At 57.1% G+C, this 16,502-nt stretch carries 14 protein-coding genes and 2 CRISPR repeat arrays (1 of these 16 only partly in view); of the genes, 5 read left to right on the top strand and 9 right to left on the bottom strand.

Annotation, left to right across the window (positions count from 1 at the left end; genetic code table 11):
• A CRISPR array of direct repeats spans positions 1-332; the repeat unit is 25 nt; unit sequence CTTTCAATTCATTCTTGGTTGTTTC; it begins 5,126 nt to the left of the window's first position.
• Positions 333-667: 335 nt separating this feature from the next.
• Complete coding sequence (locus tag PYRFU_RS02490; protein WP_014026042.1) at positions 668-1,246, top strand: CRISPR-associated protein Cas4; 579 nt, start codon at positions 668-670, stop codon at positions 1,244-1,246.
• A 16-nt stretch (positions 1,247-1,262) separates the two neighbouring features.
• On the opposite strand, the gene PYRFU_RS02495 is transcribed toward PYRFU_RS02490, so the two are convergent.
• The gene (locus PYRFU_RS02495; RefSeq protein WP_014026043.1) at positions 1,263-2,426 is read right to left on the bottom strand and encodes an ATP-binding protein; all 1,164 of its coding nucleotides are present in this window, start codon (positions 2,424-2,426) and stop codon (positions 1,263-1,265) included.
• A gap of 895 nt (positions 2,427-3,321) precedes the next feature.
• On the opposite strand from PYRFU_RS02495, the gene PYRFU_RS02500 reads away from it, so the two are divergent.
• Together PYRFU_RS02500 and PYRFU_RS10655 are read left to right on the top strand one after the other, a co-directional pair.
• Positions 3,322-3,894, top strand: a complete 573-nt coding sequence (locus tag PYRFU_RS02500; protein ID WP_014026044.1) for a hypothetical protein — start codon at positions 3,322-3,324, stop codon at positions 3,892-3,894.
• A 271-nt stretch (positions 3,895-4,165) separates the two neighbouring features.
• Positions 4,166-4,291, top strand: coding sequence for a hypothetical protein (locus PYRFU_RS10655; protein WP_014026046.1), 126 nt, complete (start codon positions 4,166-4,168; stop codon positions 4,289-4,291).
• On the opposite strand, the gene cas2 is transcribed toward PYRFU_RS10655, so the two are convergent.
• The 3 genes from cas2 to cas4a are packed head-to-tail and all read right to left on the bottom strand — an operon-like array spanning position 4,278 to position 6,475.
• Entirely contained in the window at positions 4,278-4,568 is a 291-nt protein-coding gene (gene cas2, locus PYRFU_RS02505; protein ID WP_014026047.1) for a CRISPR-associated endonuclease Cas2, read from the bottom strand. The two genes, PYRFU_RS10655 and cas2, sit on opposite strands and share 14 nt — an antisense overlap.
• A gap of 2 nt (positions 4,569-4,570) precedes the next feature.
• The gene (gene cas1, locus PYRFU_RS02510) at positions 4,571-5,560 is read right to left on the bottom strand and encodes a CRISPR-associated endonuclease Cas1 (RefSeq protein WP_052296915.1); all 990 of its coding nucleotides are present in this window, start codon (positions 5,558-5,560) and stop codon (positions 4,571-4,573) included.
• A 45-nt stretch (positions 5,561-5,605) separates the two neighbouring features.
• On the bottom strand, positions 5,606-6,475 hold the full coding sequence (cas4a, locus tag PYRFU_RS02515; RefSeq protein ID WP_014026049.1) for a type I-A CRISPR-associated protein Cas4/Csa1: 870 nt from the start codon (positions 6,473-6,475) through the stop codon (positions 5,606-5,608).
• 175 nt (positions 6,476-6,650) lie between these two features.
• On the opposite strand from cas4a, the gene PYRFU_RS02520 reads away from it, so the two are divergent.
• Positions 6,651-7,325 (top strand): DeoR family transcriptional regulator, encoded by a 675-nt coding sequence (locus PYRFU_RS02520; protein WP_014026050.1) that lies wholly within the window; start codon positions 6,651-6,653, stop codon positions 7,323-7,325.
• 284 nt (positions 7,326-7,609) lie between these two features.
• Positions 7,610-9,760: direct repeats of the CRISPR family, unit length 25 nt; unit sequence GAAACAACCAAGAATGAATTGAAAG.
• 269 nt (positions 9,761-10,029) lie between these two features.
• Positions 10,030-10,179, top strand: a complete 150-nt coding sequence (locus PYRFU_RS10375) for a hypothetical protein (protein ID WP_014026052.1) — start codon at positions 10,030-10,032, stop codon at positions 10,177-10,179.
• Between the two features lie 45 nt (positions 10,180-10,224).
• Here PYRFU_RS10375 and PYRFU_RS02525 read toward each other — a convergent pair whose 3' ends face one another.
• The 5 genes from PYRFU_RS02525 to PYRFU_RS02545 are packed head-to-tail and all read right to left on the bottom strand — an operon-like array spanning position 10,225 to position 16,498.
• Positions 10,225-11,115 carry a CRISPR-associated endonuclease Cas3'' gene (locus PYRFU_RS02525; RefSeq protein WP_014026053.1) on the bottom strand — a complete coding sequence of 297 codons (891 nt, stop codon included), beginning with the start codon at positions 11,113-11,115 and terminating at the stop codon, positions 10,225-10,227.
• A 4-nt stretch (positions 11,116-11,119) separates the two neighbouring features.
• Positions 11,120-13,036 (bottom strand): DEAD/DEAH box helicase, encoded by a 1,917-nt coding sequence (locus PYRFU_RS02530; RefSeq protein ID WP_014026054.1) that lies wholly within the window; start codon positions 13,034-13,036, stop codon positions 11,120-11,122.
• Position 13,037: 1 nt separating this feature from the next.
• Complete coding sequence (locus tag PYRFU_RS02535; protein ID WP_014026055.1) at positions 13,038-14,324, bottom strand: hypothetical protein; 1,287 nt, start codon at positions 14,322-14,324, stop codon at positions 13,038-13,040.
• Complete coding sequence (cas5, locus tag PYRFU_RS02540) at positions 14,305-15,234, bottom strand: CRISPR-associated protein Cas5 (protein ID WP_014026056.1); 930 nt, start codon at positions 15,232-15,234, stop codon at positions 14,305-14,307. The genes PYRFU_RS02535 and cas5 overlap by 20 nt, the downstream gene beginning before the upstream one ends.
• Before the next feature lie 7 nt (positions 15,235-15,241).
• Positions 15,242-16,498 carry a DevR family CRISPR-associated autoregulator gene (locus tag PYRFU_RS02545; RefSeq protein WP_014026057.1) on the bottom strand — a complete coding sequence of 419 codons (1,257 nt, stop codon included), beginning with the start codon at positions 16,496-16,498 and terminating at the stop codon, positions 15,242-15,244.
• Positions 16,499-16,502: the final 4 nt, after the last annotated feature.

Raw genomic sequence — 16,502 nt, forward strand, 5'->3', positions numbered from 1 at the left:
ATGACGCGGTGGTTGCTAACGCCACTCTTTCAATTCATTCTTGGTTGTTTCTGCGGATAGAGGAGGGGAGGATAACGTTTCCGATCGGGGTGCTTTCAATTCATTCTTGGTTGTTTCAAAACGATCCGTGTCGAGTCCGGCCTCGCGATAATCAAGGTACTTTCAATTCATTCTTGGTTGTTTCAGCGTCACGTCCCAGCTTCTCCTGCCGTAGGCGGTGTACGCTGGTTGGTCTGGACTTTCAATTCATTCTTGGTTGTTTCTCGCTAGGAAGGGCCGCGAGTGGGTGGCTGCCGTGAGTTATGGGCTTTCAATTCATTCTTGGTTGTTTCTGCATTCTTGCCGTGTGGTTATAGGGTCTCTCTTCTATTTATTCTTTTCTCTGTTGTCTTTGTTTCTGTGATTTGAGTGTAGTCGTGCCGGGCACAGATGGCCGTGGGGTATGGTCCGCGGGTAGTACCGAGTTTATAAGCCGGGCAAGGGTTAAATACCGGATTACAGCGGTCGGGAGTACCTCACATCCACCCATGGAACCGTGAGCGACGGTCCACCGGTAGTACCAGGGGTTAAAAGGATTACGCTGAGTGGTAGAAAAAGTTTTTCGTAGAGATGTGGTTTATGCTTTTCGGCTCTTGGCTTGTGTGGGTTGTGTTGTTTTGGTGGTTTGTTGGGTGTGTGTTGTGGTGTTGTTGGTTGTTTTGGTAGGTTTGGTGGTGGTGTTGTGAAGGAGTTTGTGTGGTGTCCGGTTGCTGCGTGGCTCTCTGTTAACCTGGGTGTGTCTCCTCCGGTGACGCCTCGTATGCTTGAGGGTGTTGAGGGTCACTCGAGGGTGTTGGAGGTTTTGCATGGCTTGGGTTTCGGGGATGCCAGGTTGCTCCCTCCTCTCGCTTCTCGCAGGTGGCCTATCGTCGTGGCTCCCGACGCGTATAGCCCGTCGCGGGGGGCTCTCCTCGAGGTGAAGTGGGTTGCTAGGATAGACTCTAGGCTGTATCGTGTGCAGGCGCTGCTGTACGGGGTTGTTGCGCGGGAGAATGGGCTGCGTGTGGAGCGCGTGGGGCTTGTCGATGCTCATCGCGGCCGGGTGTTGTGGTTTGAGCTGGACTGGGGGTCGTTCAGTATCGTCGAGAGGCTGGTGGAGAGAGTGTTGGAGACCGTGTCTAGGCCGCTGCCTCCGCCGGTCACCCAGCCGCCCGAGAAGTGCCTGGCGTGCAGGTGGAGGAGGTGGTGCCCCGAGAGGAGCGTCTAGGGTCTACGCCGAGGCTCTAGGCGCCTGGGATGCCCCTGCCGATCGCCTCGCGTAGCCACGTGGGGCCCGCCGCGCCGGTTAGGGACGCGAGCGCCGCCAACGCGACGCGGTTAGCTGGCGCGATGCTGTCTAGCGCGCCGCACGGCCCGCCGCCCCCGCACTCCCCTACCCCCTCCTCCACCTCTACCCTCGTATCCACCTCCCCACACTCCCTATTCCACTCGTAAACCCCTAGGTACTCGCCACACCCCAGCTGGAGCACGTTCAGCCTGGTCAGGTGTTTTAGTAGCGAGTGGTGCTCGGGTGGCAGCGAGTAAGCCTCCTCGAGGGGCATGGGGCCCTCCACGAGGCGCATGAGCACGTCCCGCGCCTCGCCCCGCCGTGCAGCGGCCAGCGCCTCTAGCACGGCGCGCTTGTATGCTCTCAGCCTCCTGCGGTAAGCCGCCCTAGGCGAGCTGGACGCGAGCACCTCCTGGATCAACGCGGGGTGCCCGCCAACCACGTCTAGAAGCTCGTCATGCTCCCTCGCGTTGAGGGCCTCGGCTAGGCTCCTGGCGTCGACGCGCGTCATCTCGCCGAGGTAGAAGGTGTCGAGGTAGTCCACGCCGGGGGCCTCCCGGTACAGCGTCTCGTATAGCCCGTAGTCGCTGGTGACCAGGAGGGCGCGGAAGGAGTAAGGGTGCTGCTCTTGTAGCGTGGCGAGCAGCTTCACAAAGCTCCACACGTGGAGCCCTAGGCCCGTGATGAGGTTCTGCGCCTCGTCTATAACGAGGACGAGCTTCACACCCTCCCTCTCACACCTCTCGACGGCGGCGGACAGGGCGTCACCGATGACCTCCAGTGGCGTCCTAGGGGGCGCCACCCTACCCAGATCGACACCCATCTTCTCGCGCAGGATCGAGGCCACAGCCTCCACAAGAGCCCTCCTAGCGAGGCCGCCGACACCCTCCAGGCTAGACACGAGCCTCCCAGCCAACAGCCTAACGTCGCGCACCGGCTCGAGAAGCTGGAGGTATACCACCAGGTACGCCCGGGGGTCTAGACGCTCGCGGAGACTAGACGCCAGGGTAGACTTCCCGATGCCACTGGGCCCCACGAGCACCGTGACGAGCCGCGAGCCCCTCTCTTCGACAAGCTCCTCCAGCCTCCGCAGCTCAACCTCCCTACCAACAATCCTCAACCAGCCGCAACCCCCGGCGCGGTACACGGGACACCCAGAGCTAAACCAGCAATCCCCGGAGCGAGCCGCCGGGTCGCCACGCGCGACACCCGGCTCGAATACCGCGGTTGGCCGCCGACACGGTGGTCGGGGCCATGTGCATGGTGGAGGCTATGCCATGCCCCACCCGCGAGTGGCTAGAGAGGATGTTGTCTGCCGCGCGTAGCGTCTCGAGGGGGACCCGAGACCTCAGCTAGACTCACGGTCGCCGGTCCCCCGCGGCGCGTCACGCGCCACCGAGACCACACCATGCTCACGATGGCGCGCTGGAGGGTAGAGCCAGGCCACATCGAGAGAATCTCGAGGCACTACCCGGGGCTAGCCAAGCTCATACTCGAAGCCCTCATCCCCAGAGACGAGCTGCACAGCCACGCTCATAGAAGAGACAGCCAACATGCCAAGCGTCGAAGCCATGCACCCCCATAGAGCAGTGCCGCGAAGAGGGTTACGAAGGAGGGCATCGGGGCATCCTAGGCCCCGCAGAGCTTTGCCGTTTCAAGGCGTCTGGAGGTTGCGGAGACGCGGCGGGAAAACGCTAGCCGTAGAGGGGCTTGAGCAGCTCCACGGCCCGCGATCACCACACCGGGCGCTCTACGCGGTTCTCAGAAGCTCGCGTCAAGGCCCGAGAGCCGCCACGCCAAGCTAGAACAAGACCAAGGTCCAATGCCGCGGTGTAACGCATCCATCCGCCGAGAGGCTGCTAGCAGCCTGGCGCCTCGGGCCCCTCGGCCCCTACTTCGTCCCCCTGCACGGGGGGGCATCCGGGGCCTTCACAGGGGCTCCCTCATCCCGTACTATACTCACCGTGCGGCTCCGTTATAGGTGTTTGAGTGTTGCCGGGCGCAAGGGCGGGGGCTTGAAAGCTGTCAAAGTCGCTTGTTTCGCCGATGAGGGTGGCTCCTTCACGCCATGTAGTAGCGTCTGCGTTGCTCTCGTGTGCTTCGAGAAGGACGCTAGCCTTGATGCCACGCCGGGCGGGCTCTACGAGAGGCTGGCTGGGCTCCTCGGCTGGCGCCGGGGCGAGCTTAAATGGAGGAGTGTGAAGAAGGCTGCGAGGCGCAGGGGCCTGGATGTATCGGGTGTTCTCGGGGCTATACTCGAGGCCAGCCTCTGTTACAGTGTCGTGAGGGGGCATGTGGGGTCTAGTAGTGAGACCGGCTTGGTGAAGGGGGAGCTTCTCCTCGAGGCAGTGTCAAGAGTCTCCGGGTGCATGCGCGGCTACAGCGTCTCGCTCGTTGTCGACGCTCACCTGGCTGGTAGCGGTACCGTTAGGCGTGCCGGGAGGGTACTAGGCGCGGGCTACACGAGGATCGGCGATAGTAGGGTGTATCGCGGCGTTCAGCTTGCAGATCTCCTGGCGGGCGCGTGTAGCGAGGGTCTCCTCGACCCCGGCTGGGGCTGCCGCGTAGCCCCGACAAGCCGGGGGTAGCTGGGCTGTAGCGCGGGTCGCCGATTTGCAAGTCTTTCGTCTCCTCGGCGGCGAGTGCCGGGTGTGTAGAGTCGGGGGAGATCGACTGTAAGGTTGACGCGCTGGCCGTGATCCGTGACCCGAGTGGATCGGTGACTATCGTGTCGGGGGCTATGGTCGGCGGGGAGTGTGTGGGGCCTTACCGTGCCCTGGCTAGCGACGTCCTAGACCCGGGTGTAGTCGGGCTCCTCGCCCGCGTGGCCCGCATCCTCGCTGATGCCGGGTGCCGGTGGTGACCCGTTCGAGCCTAGAGCGCGACTATACACTAGTCCCGAGCGGTCTCGCCGGCCGCGCCGTCCGGGCGCTCCGCGAGAACGGCTTCACGGTCCTGGGGGAGGGTAGGGCTAGGCTAGGGTGACTCCGGGTTTGGGCTTCGCGCCGGGTATGTTGGCGCCCTCGCCTATCACTATCCTCGTCTCCCACGTATGGTCGTGGACGAGTATGATGTCGACCCGGTCCGTCACCGGGTCTATTATCCTCTTCAGCGCCGCCGCCACCTGCCTCGCCTTCTCCCTCCCGCCCCTCGCCGCATAGAGGCTCCTCTGGATCCTCTGGAAGCCCATGGAGAGTAGGAGCTTCGCAGCCCTATCCCTCTTGTAGTCGTCGCTTATGTCATAGGCGACTATCACTATCACGGCTACCTCACCGCCTCGCGGAACGGCGCGTACATGGAGCCGCTGCGCACCGCCTGCGCGAGGAGCCTAGCGTGCCTCGCCATGTGCCTCTCTAGGGTGTCGCTCTTGCCCGTCGCCCCGTCCCTCACAACCCTCTCCCTCACCCACCTCGCGTACTCCGCTACCAGCCTCGAGCGCGTCTCCGCATCCATGAGGCCGGTTTGCGGGTCTCTCACCGGCCTCCATCCGCCCGCGAGCAGCTTGTAGGCCAGGCGGTCGACTGCCGAGACCCTGAAGAGTTCCGCGAAGTCGTATACTAGGGTTGGGCGCCCGCTCCTATCCGCGTGGATGAAGCCCACGTAGGGGTCCAGCCCGTACATGACGAGGTAGCGGTGTACCCACGCGTAGAGGAGCGCGTAGAGGTAGTTGAGGATCGTGTTCATCGGGTCTGGGGAGTCGTGGTTCCTCCCCTGGAACCCCACGTCGCCCGGCAGGAGGGCGGCGAGCGCACCCCAGTACCTCCTCGCGGCGTGCGCCTCCAGCACACGCAGCCTATCGACGCTATCCTCGCCCAGAGCCCTCCTGGCGTACTCCTCGATCCTCTCGGCCTCGTCTCGAAGCCAGGCCTCGCCCCTCTCGAGCGCCAGGCTCCGGAGGAACCCAGCCTGGTTGAGCATCTTCCCGTAGACTATGCTCTTGGCCACCGCGAGCCTCGAGGAGGGGTCCGTAGCGGCCCTATACTGGGCTATCCTCGTCTCGCTCGTCCTGCTCACCCACGGGGGTGTGAGGGTAACCACCGGGTTGCCACGGGCGTCTAGGAACAGGATGTCTATCCCGAGCCTCGCCAGCCTCCTCACCGCCGAGCTCGTAATACTCACCTGCGACGTGACTATCACGATGCGGTCTACCTCCGCGATAGGCACGACGCTCCGGCTCCTACCCCCGCCATCCACAGACTCGACCACTATCGCCCCGCGGTGCACGCGCAGCCTGGCGCCCCTAGCGGAGACCACCAGCACCCGGGGAGCCCCGTCTCCTCCCAACCAGCGCCACCCCCGCTACGGGGCGCACACGAGGCGCATCGGGCACTGGTCGGGGCACCTAGGAGGCCTCCCAGGGTCCACCTGCGACACGACGATCTCCGCAGCCTCGTCGCGCGCAGTGAGGAACTCGGCTCGCTCCTCGTTACCGATGTAGACGGGCTCCAGGGTCAACCTAGAGCCATCGCCGTTCACGAGTATGACGAGGCCATAGTCGAAGGGTATCTCGAGGCTAGCCTCCAAGGCCATCGCGTAGCCCGCGAGCGCCACCGGGTAGTCGCGGCTCCACCTCCCATACTTCACCTCGACGACAAGCCCGGGGGCCAGTGCATCCACCCGAAGCCTCCTGGAGAGCCCCAGCAGACCCCCGTCGACCTCATACTCTGTTATCCAGGGCGGCGCCCCAGTCTCCTCCATCCACTGGGCCCACGCGAACACCATCTTCTTGTACACGCGCGCCGCGAAGACGGCGATGCCGTCACCGTCTCCCTCTATACCGGCAGACTCGAGTATCACGGAGGCCCTCTCACGCGCGCCGCCCACGAGCTCGGCCACGGCGTCCTCGGTGCTCTTCCCCTCGCCCAGGACGAGCCTAGAGAGGTCACGCGCAGCCAGCCTGAAAGCCTCGTGGACGATCCGCCCCTTGAGCATCGCCTCGGTGGGTTGCCCTCGGAGCCCGCGGACCCTCCGGAGCCAGAGGTCACGCCGGGTCGGGCAGTAGCGGTACGCGACCTCAGACACCCCGAGCCCCACGAAGTACCTCGGCTTTACCGGGCTACTGTGCCAGCTCCACCCCCGGTACCGCTCCTCGACGGGATCAGCAGCCCGCAGTAGGTGCAGCTTGCGGAGCGCTCGGGCGAGCGACGAGGCCGCGAGCAGAGCAGGCACCCAAAAGGTATTACCATATTAGGGGTGGTAACACCGCGCCACGTACACCCCCATCAAAGCGAATCATAAACCACGGTCCATCCACGGTAATACCGCTACTAGCCTGGACCATGGGCTCTGAACGCCATCGGCCAGCCCCGGTAATAGCCGCCGGTACTACCAGACGCCCACAACGGTGGGACACATCGAGGCGCTACTCTACGTCATCCAGGCTAGCCCGGAGGGAGCCATACAACACGTGATCCGCCACCGCCACGCGGATACCGTGATAGTCGCGGTGCCAGCGCCGCCAACAAGAGCAGCACTACTAGCCTACCACGAGATACGCCTGGTGGCCACGAGGCTAGGCTACCAGGACGCACACCTCATACAACTGCCGGTGGCCAACCCCCCGCTAGCCACACACGAAGCTTACAAGGCGGTGAGAGACTACAACGCGATACACGCCCTGATAAACGCCCCGCCAGCCATGGCGATACCCGTCTACACCGCACTACTCCTACACGCCCTGACGAACAACGCGCGCATCACCATAACGCTGGCCACGCTAGACCCCCAACAACCCTACACGACACTAACACTAGATCCAGTCACTACCATAATCACCGGGAGAGGCCTAGCCTCAACAAGGGCGCGGATAGCCCACCTGCTCCTACAGGAGGGCAGAACAACACCAACAAGAGCAGCACAACACCTAAACATATCAAAGACAACCGCAGAGAAACACCTCCGCTGGCTCAGGAACAAACAACTAGCAAACCAGGCACACGGCAACATCTACACACCAACACCATGGCTAAAACTACACCACGAAATACACTGGAAACAAGCCAAGAGTCGAAAAGCATAAGCCAAGCCCTCACGAAATCCTTTTTCCACCCTTCAGCGTAACGCTTCTAACCCCTGGTACTACCGGTGGACCGTTGCCTATGGGACTATGACTGGTTGAGAGTAGCACAAGACCGCTGTAAACTCATACTTAAGCTTTTCTCTGCTTATAAACCCGGTACTACCGCTGGACCGTCCCGCAAGGGCACCGTTGAAGCCCATTACACCTCCCCAACCACAGAAACAAAGACAACAGAGAAAAAGATAAATAGGAGAGAGACCTTACAACCACACGGCAAGCGTGCAGAAACAACCAAGAATGAATTGAAAGGCGGAGGTAGAACCAGGCGCGTAGGAGGCGCCTGTAAAAACTCTGAAACAACCAAGAATGAATTGAAAGCATTGACGTATCTAGGTTCCCACCCACAGACGTGCCCCTCTGATGAAACAACCAAGAATGAATTGAAAGGCAGCATGGGCACCAACTCTGGGACTCGCTAAGGTGGAAGTTCTTGAAACAACCAAGAATGAATTGAAAGGTGGCGGTTCACCGCCGCATAAAGAAGGACAAAGCGAAGGCGAAACAACCAAGAATGAATTGAAAGGAGCGTCACGACCTCGCCGGCGTTCCTGGTCTCCGGGAGATGCAGAAACAACCAAGAATGAATTGAAAGTCAACCAGCTCATCAATCACCTTGAACTTCTCCTCAAGCCTCCTACGAAACAACCAAGAATGAATTGAAAGGACACTAATGACATTAGCGGGTTTGATTGACAGGTTGACACGGGAAACAACCAAGAATGAATTGAAAGAGACGGTGACCCGTGTGAGTGTAGAACTGATTACAGGCTCGTCTGAAACAACCAAGAATGAATTGAAAGCGGGATGATACAGGGCAGGAGGAGCAGCGGCCTGGGCTGCAGGGGAAACAACCAAGAATGAATTGAAAGCCCCCACTGGGCCCGGTTCGGGCGGTTACCGCCTCATAGACGGAGAAACAACCAAGAATGAATTGAAAGTTTCGTTGTTCTTTTCCACGCTCATCCAACCCACCGAGTGACTCATCATGAAACAACCAAGAATGAATTGAAAGATTCCCGTTCCCAGGCCGGGGCTCGGGGCTAGGCTCTGGCTCGGGCTCCTGAAACAACCAAGAATGAATTGAAAGACATTCTCGAACGCGTCTATGGGCACAATGAGATTGCGGAGTTCGGAAACAACCAAGAATGAATTGAAAGCGATCGCGAGGATAATCCCGTTACGTAAAGCAACGATGTGAAACAACCAAGAATGAATTGAAAGGCCTACGCATGAGCTCGGGGTGGGCCACGGCCAACACCACGGAAACAACCAAGAATGAATTGAAAGGATCAGCTTCAACGTGATGATCCTGGCCTTGTCCACCTGGTCGCTGAAACAACCAAGAATGAATTGAAAGCTCTCGGGTATTTCTCGGCGCCGTAGTGCCCCTCGGGCTTGAAGCGCGTGAAACAACCAAGAATGAATTGAAAGAACCACCTTGCCGGTTACCACACCCGCGGTTATGATCTTGGAAACAACCAAGAATGAATTGAAAGTTATCGGTGCCACGCCGCGCCACCCACCTGACACTACCACCGAAACAACCAAGAATGAATTGAAAGGAACTGGTGGCACGCATACTGGTACGCTCAGCAGTACGCTCGAGAAACAACCAAGAATGAATTGAAAGCACAAGGGCTGGTACACTAGCGTCGAGCACTCTGGAGGCGGAGAAACAACCAAGAATGAATTGAAAGCTCGATAGTATTTTTCATAGCTTTCAGATTACTCTTGAGCTCGTGAAACAACCAAGAATGAATTGAAAGTATCGTCACTTTATCTTTTAGGTTTGGCGTTACAGCCCAGTAGGAAACAACCAAGAATGAATTGAAAGGTGATACTCGCTGTGGGGATTAGCGTTGGGACGGCGCTCGCGGCGAAGAAACAACCAAGAATGAATTGAAAGGCGTTATACCAGCGCCGATTGACGCGCTCGGGCGCTTCTAGGAAACAACCAAGAATGAATTGAAAGCATAACTGAGAACCCAGCGCTCAAGGCGTTGTACGAGCGTAACGAAACAACCAAGAATGAATTGAAAGTTGAGGGGCTTGCACTCTATATCCAGGTGAACCCTAGTCGATGAAACAACCAAGAATGAATTGAAAGTAATTCTCCTGGTAACGCCGCTCGCAACCCCCAGTGTAGCTCCTGAAACAACCAAGAATGAATTGAAAGTTTTAGCTAGGAGCGGCCACGCTGCAACGTATTGCGATATGAGAAACAACCAAGAATGAATTGAAAGGATGACGATTGATATATGGCGGCGTGCGCGGTATGGAGAGGAAACAACCAAGAATGAATTGAAAGCAGTCGCCGTCGTACGGCTGGTGGTTGATGTAGCCGCGTGGGGAAACAACCAAGAATGAATTGAAAGTAGCCTTTTTGCTGACAGTTATGTTCTTCCTGAACATTTCTACTTTTCATTTTAGGCTTTCAGAAGTTGCTTAACCGTGATGGGCCAGAGTTTCACGCTAGATTACGGTATGCGCCTGGCTCTAAAGGCTACCAGCCCATACTGTCGCCCACTTGTCGCGAGGAGCCAGGCTGCGGTCTTCCGTTTTATCTACCGGTATAGTCTTCGACGCCGGGATACCCCATGTCAAAGATGGTTTTCGTGAGGTATGTTCTCGAGAAGGTTCCAAGATGCCAGGGAAGATTGGGGTCAGGAGGAGGGGCTGGGTTGTGGCGTTCAAGCCTCGAGGCCAAGTCAGCTCCTCTGTGAACTCGGAGGAGAGAAAGAGTTGCCACGCTAGCAACGGAGTGATACGTGAAGCATCTACTATAAGGTTATAAGAAAAGGAGAGGTTTACATACACTACATGCTTTGACGACGTTGGTTCATATAGTGTCCCCCTCTCGACGGCATTCTATGTCAACACTCCTCATGATCATCCACCGCGCCTCTTCCGGGTATAAGCGTGTGCTGGACTCCTCTCGGCAGTGCATTCTTGCTACAGCATTGTCTGCTAGCATCAACACGCCCGACACCCTTCTAGCCTCCACAGCTTTATCTTCCTGAACTGAGGCCCAGTGAGGTAGTAGTGTCGAGGCATGCTCGAGTATAGGCTCGATGCCTACCCGCTCAAGAGTGTCAGCCAAGTGTTTCAAGTCCTCAGCTACATCTCTTGACACCTTTTTGCACACTTCGCAGCAGGGTCTAAGCTCTTCTACACCCACCTTGCATCTCGAGAGGCTCTCAGCAACCTCTACTATAACGTCCCTCATGTTGTTGATGAACTCGCCCCTCTCACCACTTTTCATGCCCGCGACTCTAGCTGATATCCATGCAAGCCCGTCGAGATAGACTCTAGTCTCGAGGCCCCTCAAACCCTGATGATGTAGCAACACAGCCCGTGCGACTATCGCGCTATCCTGTGAACTCTCCCCGTGGAACCACATGTGATAACCATAGACAGCCGCGGAGAGAACCTCGTGGTATCTGAACGAGAGCCTCCATTTCGACTCACAACCCCTCCTCTCGGTATCCTCGATCCTCCTCTTGTTCAAGAAGTTGTGAAGCACCTTGCCGATGTCGTGCACAGCGGCCGCTAGCATGGCAAAACGTTGGTCGACGCCAAGCCTTTTCGCGAGGGCACACGCCGCTATAGCCGAGCCTACCAGGTGTTCAACAAGCACCTCTTTAACAAGCTTATAGCCACCGCTCGTCTCGACACACTCGAATCTAGCGTATAGGCTCACACCGCCACCTCTGTACGTGTCCTGCCACATCACCCTACACCACCCGAAGCCCATTCTCCCGGTCATACACATCCCGCTTCAAGAGGAAGCCTAGGAGAAGCCTAGCATCAGTGTAGACAGCGAGCCTCCACATGGTATAGAGGGGTCTCTCGGCAAGCTCGTAGAGGCTTACATCACTCCTAACCCTAAGCCTAAGTCTACCCTCATCGAGCGTGACAAGCACAGCTTTCACGCTTCCATCCTGATGCTCCAGGTAGCGTTCACCATACTTCCGGATGAACCTGCTGTCGACAGCAACGAGTCTGCCTAGCAGCTCTTCAACCTCTCTCTCCGAGACCTCCCTACCATCCACGACCATATCACTGGGGGGTAGCAGAGGTATCAGGGTGCTCTTCCGTACGAAGCTTCCGTTGAGCTTCTCGTCAAGCACCTTCACGATCTTACGTGGAGGCTCAGCGAGGGTTGATAAACGCCTGAGCAACTGCTCGAGTTCAGTTGACGGCTCAGCAGCCTTAACTTTCACCGAGTACACCTTAGAGTCCAGGTCTCCTAGAAGCTGCCATACAGTCTCGCAACCATCTACACCGCCGCACCTCCAGTCAAGGCAGCCCCTACAACCATCAAACACCCTGCATCCTAGCACATTCACAACCAAGTTTAGGGTCTCTCTCGTTGCATCAGTATCATAGATGCCATTTACAATTCTCAACTTCTCCGCATCGTCATAGACTATGATGATCGTGTTGATGTCGCTCGGTTTACGGTGTCGCGCTACTCTGCCAGCCCTCTGGATGAGAGCAGGCAGCGGCGCAGCCTCCGAGACGAGAATGTCGAAGTCGAGGTCGACGCCAGCCTCGACAACCTGCGTTGCGAAGAGACAAACTCTATCACCATCCTTCAACAGCTTCTCAACCTTCTCGAGCTTATCGTGACGCTGCTCCTCACTCATCTTCCCCGTCACAAGCACGGGTTTACAGCCAAGCTCCCGCTCGAGCCTAGAGCCCCACTCGCTGAACGTCTTGTAAGCCCTCCTCCACGAGTTGAACGCGATGAACACGCTCTTGGCGCCACTCTCGAACCTCCCCTTAAGCTCGTCGAGAAGAGCCCCAAGATCAACCACAGAGTCTACAACCTCAGCCCTCTTCACTATAGTATCAATGCAACCGCAGTGTTCCGCTTCAAACCCCCTATCGAAGCCGATATGCTCCTCGAGTCTCACTGCGATCTTGCCGAGCACGCTGAGAAGCCTCTGGTAGAGCTTCCACTGTCTATCACCATAGCCTACGAGCCACACGTTGGACTTTACACCGGCATTTGATAATACAGCCTCAAGTAGACTTGGCGGTAGTGTTGCAGTGAAGACAGCAACACACCTTCCACTTCCAACATACTCCCGGACGATACTGGTGATTACGCCAGCTTGCTTCCTGAGAAGATCGATTTCATCATCCTCTGCCTCACCATCCCCAGAGACCATCAAGTGGTACTCGTCGAGTATGAGCAGGTTGAAGCTCCTGGCGAGAGTATAGGCAACGTCGCTGTGCCACGCGCTCCTCATAAGCTCATAGACGGGAATCCCGTAGAACGAGAGCGCGAAGCTATCAACCGTCACTATCATGTAGTCCCTGGCAAGGTAGGGGGACTTAGCGACACCCTTCACAAGAACACCAGCCTGGAAGCCAACAACATCAGATGCCCCGAGACCCTTGGCGGCGGAGGCAGCTTTCACAGCAGCCTCAGAGACTATAGCGCGCAAAGGAAGCACGTGAGCAACTCGAAGACCCTCCCTTGCTATCCTACTGATAAGCTTGTGTCTGACGAAGCTAGTCTTGCCATAACCCGTTGGTAGCACCCCGACAACCAACCCGCCATTCTCGAGACACTCGTCGATAGCCCTCGCCAGTCTATCGAGAAGGAGTCTTGTAGGAGCCTTGCCTGTGCCTATCTTCATCTTAACCACCCCCGGCGGATCTCAGCACGCGGGCGCAAGTGTCAACGCGTGTAATTCCATTCACGGATGTCAAGTTGCGGATAACAGAGTAGAAGATGTCGCGGTCGACACTACCCTGCAGGATAAAGTCGTAGAGTGGCGTAAGTTGGGCTGCAACCGCACGCGCCCCACTCTCGTTCAGTACGCCGTGCGAAGCCGCATCGATTATACAACCAGGTAACAACCGGAGCATCGTGAGTAGCCTGTGCAAAGTCAAGCCAAGTTCGTCGGCAGCGGAGGCGACGCTCTGATAGGCTAGTAGTAGATCCTCGCCACTCACTACTGTAGTCTCCATGAACCTAGTGTCCTCCGGGTAGTTTACGATAACGATGCTAGGCCATCTGGGGAGAAGCTCGATACTCTCCTCAGACACGCTGTGAAGAACCTCAATCACAAGCAGCCTATAAGTCCAGCCAACGACATCACCAAAGTACTGCACAAATTCAACTTGCCTACCTAGACCAGGTACGCGGTAGACAATTGATCTCACGTCAATCTTGCACTGGTTGTCTAGGCGCGGCTGGAACAACACATAAACAGCCTCATGTAGACTCAAGTCGGCATCACCGAGATCACCTAGAAGCACGTTAAGCATCCGCTTCGCTTTTGCACGTGCCTCGCGGTTGCGTGGATAGACAGTCCTCTCGCGAAGAGCATCGAGAGCGTATATAAATGGCGCTAGATCGCCGAGCGAGACATCTATAAAACCTTTCCTAGGCTTAGGTGTCCTCCCGGCTTGCTCATTCTGGTTCGCCTCGGATGCATAGCCTCTCGCGTAGAAGTAGCGCAGAGGATTTGTAATCACACGATCCTGCGCCGCTCTCGTCCTCTTGCCCATTATGAACCCCCCAGCCTTCCAAACACAGTTTTGGCTACTCTCGTCGTAGCTTAGCGTAATATTATCCCAGGATGAGGATGTTAGACTACTTGCATTCATCCCCCACATAGAGGGCGTGCTTGTGTCAATGTTACACCCTTGATTGCACGTTATTTCGATGTACTCGGCTTTAGCCGAGGAGTTGTAACCGTGCTCGATTCTACAGTCGCACTTTACACTTGTCTTCACGCATCTTCTAAGATCCTCAGAGTTCGCAATGTACCATGTGATTGCCGCTAGTGTGAAAGCGAGTGATCTCGCTAAAAGTGCCTCCGGCGGCGGGACGAAGATGCGAGCCGTGTTAGACGGTGTAGATGGAGCTTTTGCCGCTCGTCTCGACCCGGTTGCACGCTTAACCCGCTTCTTTGCCATGGTCCCGCACCCTGGGTATGACTATACGCGTATGCACGAGTATATACTCTATTGTAGGTTCACGCTTAGAGGGAAAAACAGAGTTTAAACTCTCAACGCGATACACGCCACACTTATCCGTGTTGATTTTTACGCGCACCCAACCCGGGTATCTGGGGTGTATCGCTTCGCGTAGCACATTGAATCTGGTTAAGCTTGGGTTTAGCTTACTGCAGGGTTCAGCCGAGTAGCTGCATATAAGCTCGTCCGCGTCGCGTGGTACAGGCGTCTTCTCGGCCACATAGTTTCCGTAAACATTTCCAACGCATTCTCTCAACGTGAGCCAGGGTGTCACAATCTCGTTGACACCATGCTCCTCTACAAGTTGAGCCTCAAACACGGCCAGGGGATCGACAAACGACTCTTTACCGCCAAGCCGCGAGACATGCTGCAGACCCGTCTTGAGCGCGTCTATGTCCCCGTCTTCGGATGCAACCAGTACCATTACCCTACCGTGGGGTGAAATCGTGTACCCTAGCTTTATTGGCGCAAAGAGCTCGTGGACGGCGAGTTTCTGCGGGAGGTCTTCACGCCTAGTTTTGAGCGACTGATACGGGCCTGTGAAGTAGCGTATGAGTATACCGGTTCTAATGGAGGGTGAGAGCCAGGCTGCCGAAACCCACCATCTCCTACCGAGGATCTTTATTATGGATGCAGCGCCGCTAGTTAAGATCGACCCGGAGCCGATACTCGTAATTATGAACTCGCGTGTACCCAGCAACCCGAGGTCGTGGAGGGTCTTGGCTAGCGCCCCTAGAATTGTGGTTGGCGGGGGGAGTAGGTATGAAGGTTGAGATGCGCTTCCGAACCACGCTCGGCTCGACAACCCCCAGTGGACGCGGTATACCGCAATAGCAGCTCGGAGTACCAAGACGTTTTCACCTGGCGGTGCACTGCAAGCCTACATTGTCTCGAATCCTCCCGATCAAGTCGGGTATGGTGTTCGTTATCTCAACACCTGGTAGCCTGCCTATCAGCTGCCTGAGCCTCTCGGCGTAGTTGCTGCCTAGGGCTGCCGTGACATATGCTACGAGCTTCACGTCAACATTGAGCTTCTTGTAGTCGTCTAGCTTCCTCTTAAGTTCCTCCACAAGGTTCTCGAGGGGTAGTGTCGCTGGGGGTAGCGGCACCGGCCTGTCGCTCAAAACTGCTATGACAAGCTCGGTGACGTTATGCGGCCTGTACCTTGACCTCTTGGCTCCAAAATCGCCTTCGAGCAACGGCCTAAGTGCATCCAGAGCAACGCACCTTCTCAATGTCAGCGTGCACTCTTTGTCCTCCACGCACCCCCCTGCTATGCTATAGCTCCCCACGCAACAGAGGTCAAGCTCGATGTTGCCGCCGTAGAGCACCGACCCGACCTGCACGTAGTATGGGACCTGGATGGCCTCCTCGTAGCCAGGTAGCCTCAACGACTGTGCCTTTAACGCGCCCCTAACGTGCATCTGGTGGTCAAGCTGCGTCGCCTCGATAGCGTCGAGCGTTGGTATGAGATAAGAGAAGCGTATGCAGCTAGTCCTCCTCGTGGGTCCCTGAGTGACCAGGAAACCCCCAATATCCTCCACGAGGCTATTGTCAACAATCCGCTTCTCAATATCCTGTAGGTCGCTGAGCGAGAACCCCTCTCTCCTACCAGCATAGCGATTAGCGAGGTCACACTCCCAGCCTCTGGGCTTAGGTGCCTTGCCCTGCTCAGCCTGTTGGCACTGCTTCTGGTAGAAGCCCAGATCCCAGTGTTTGAGTAGCTCACCTTGCTCGCTCCAGTAGTCTATCCTACTGCTGCACTCGGTGTACTTTGTCTTTGCCAGCTCGACTATCTCCATCTGGTAACGGTGTGCTAGAGATTCTCCACTGACTGCAGGTACCCACCTGACCACATATTGTCCTGGAGCCCTCGGGACTATGACGGGGACAGTCCTCCTCCTCGTCACGTTCCCCACGCTTTCAACCATGTTGAGGGCGTCGACGTTCACTAGCAACCTGTAGACAATCTGAATCCACCTCAACTTGATGTTGCAACATGCACTTCTCTCCTCCCGGTCGTTACCAGTCTCCATACTAGACCCTCCGCCCGCCCCACCACCCTCAAGCTTCTTGAGAAGCTTCTGAAGCTCGGTCTTCTTGTTCACAGTCACGCCC

The organism is Pyrolobus fumarii 1A (genome assembly GCF_000223395.1).
GTDB classification, from domain to species: domain Archaea; phylum Thermoproteota; class Thermoprotei_A; order Sulfolobales; family Pyrodictiaceae; genus Pyrolobus; species Pyrolobus fumarii.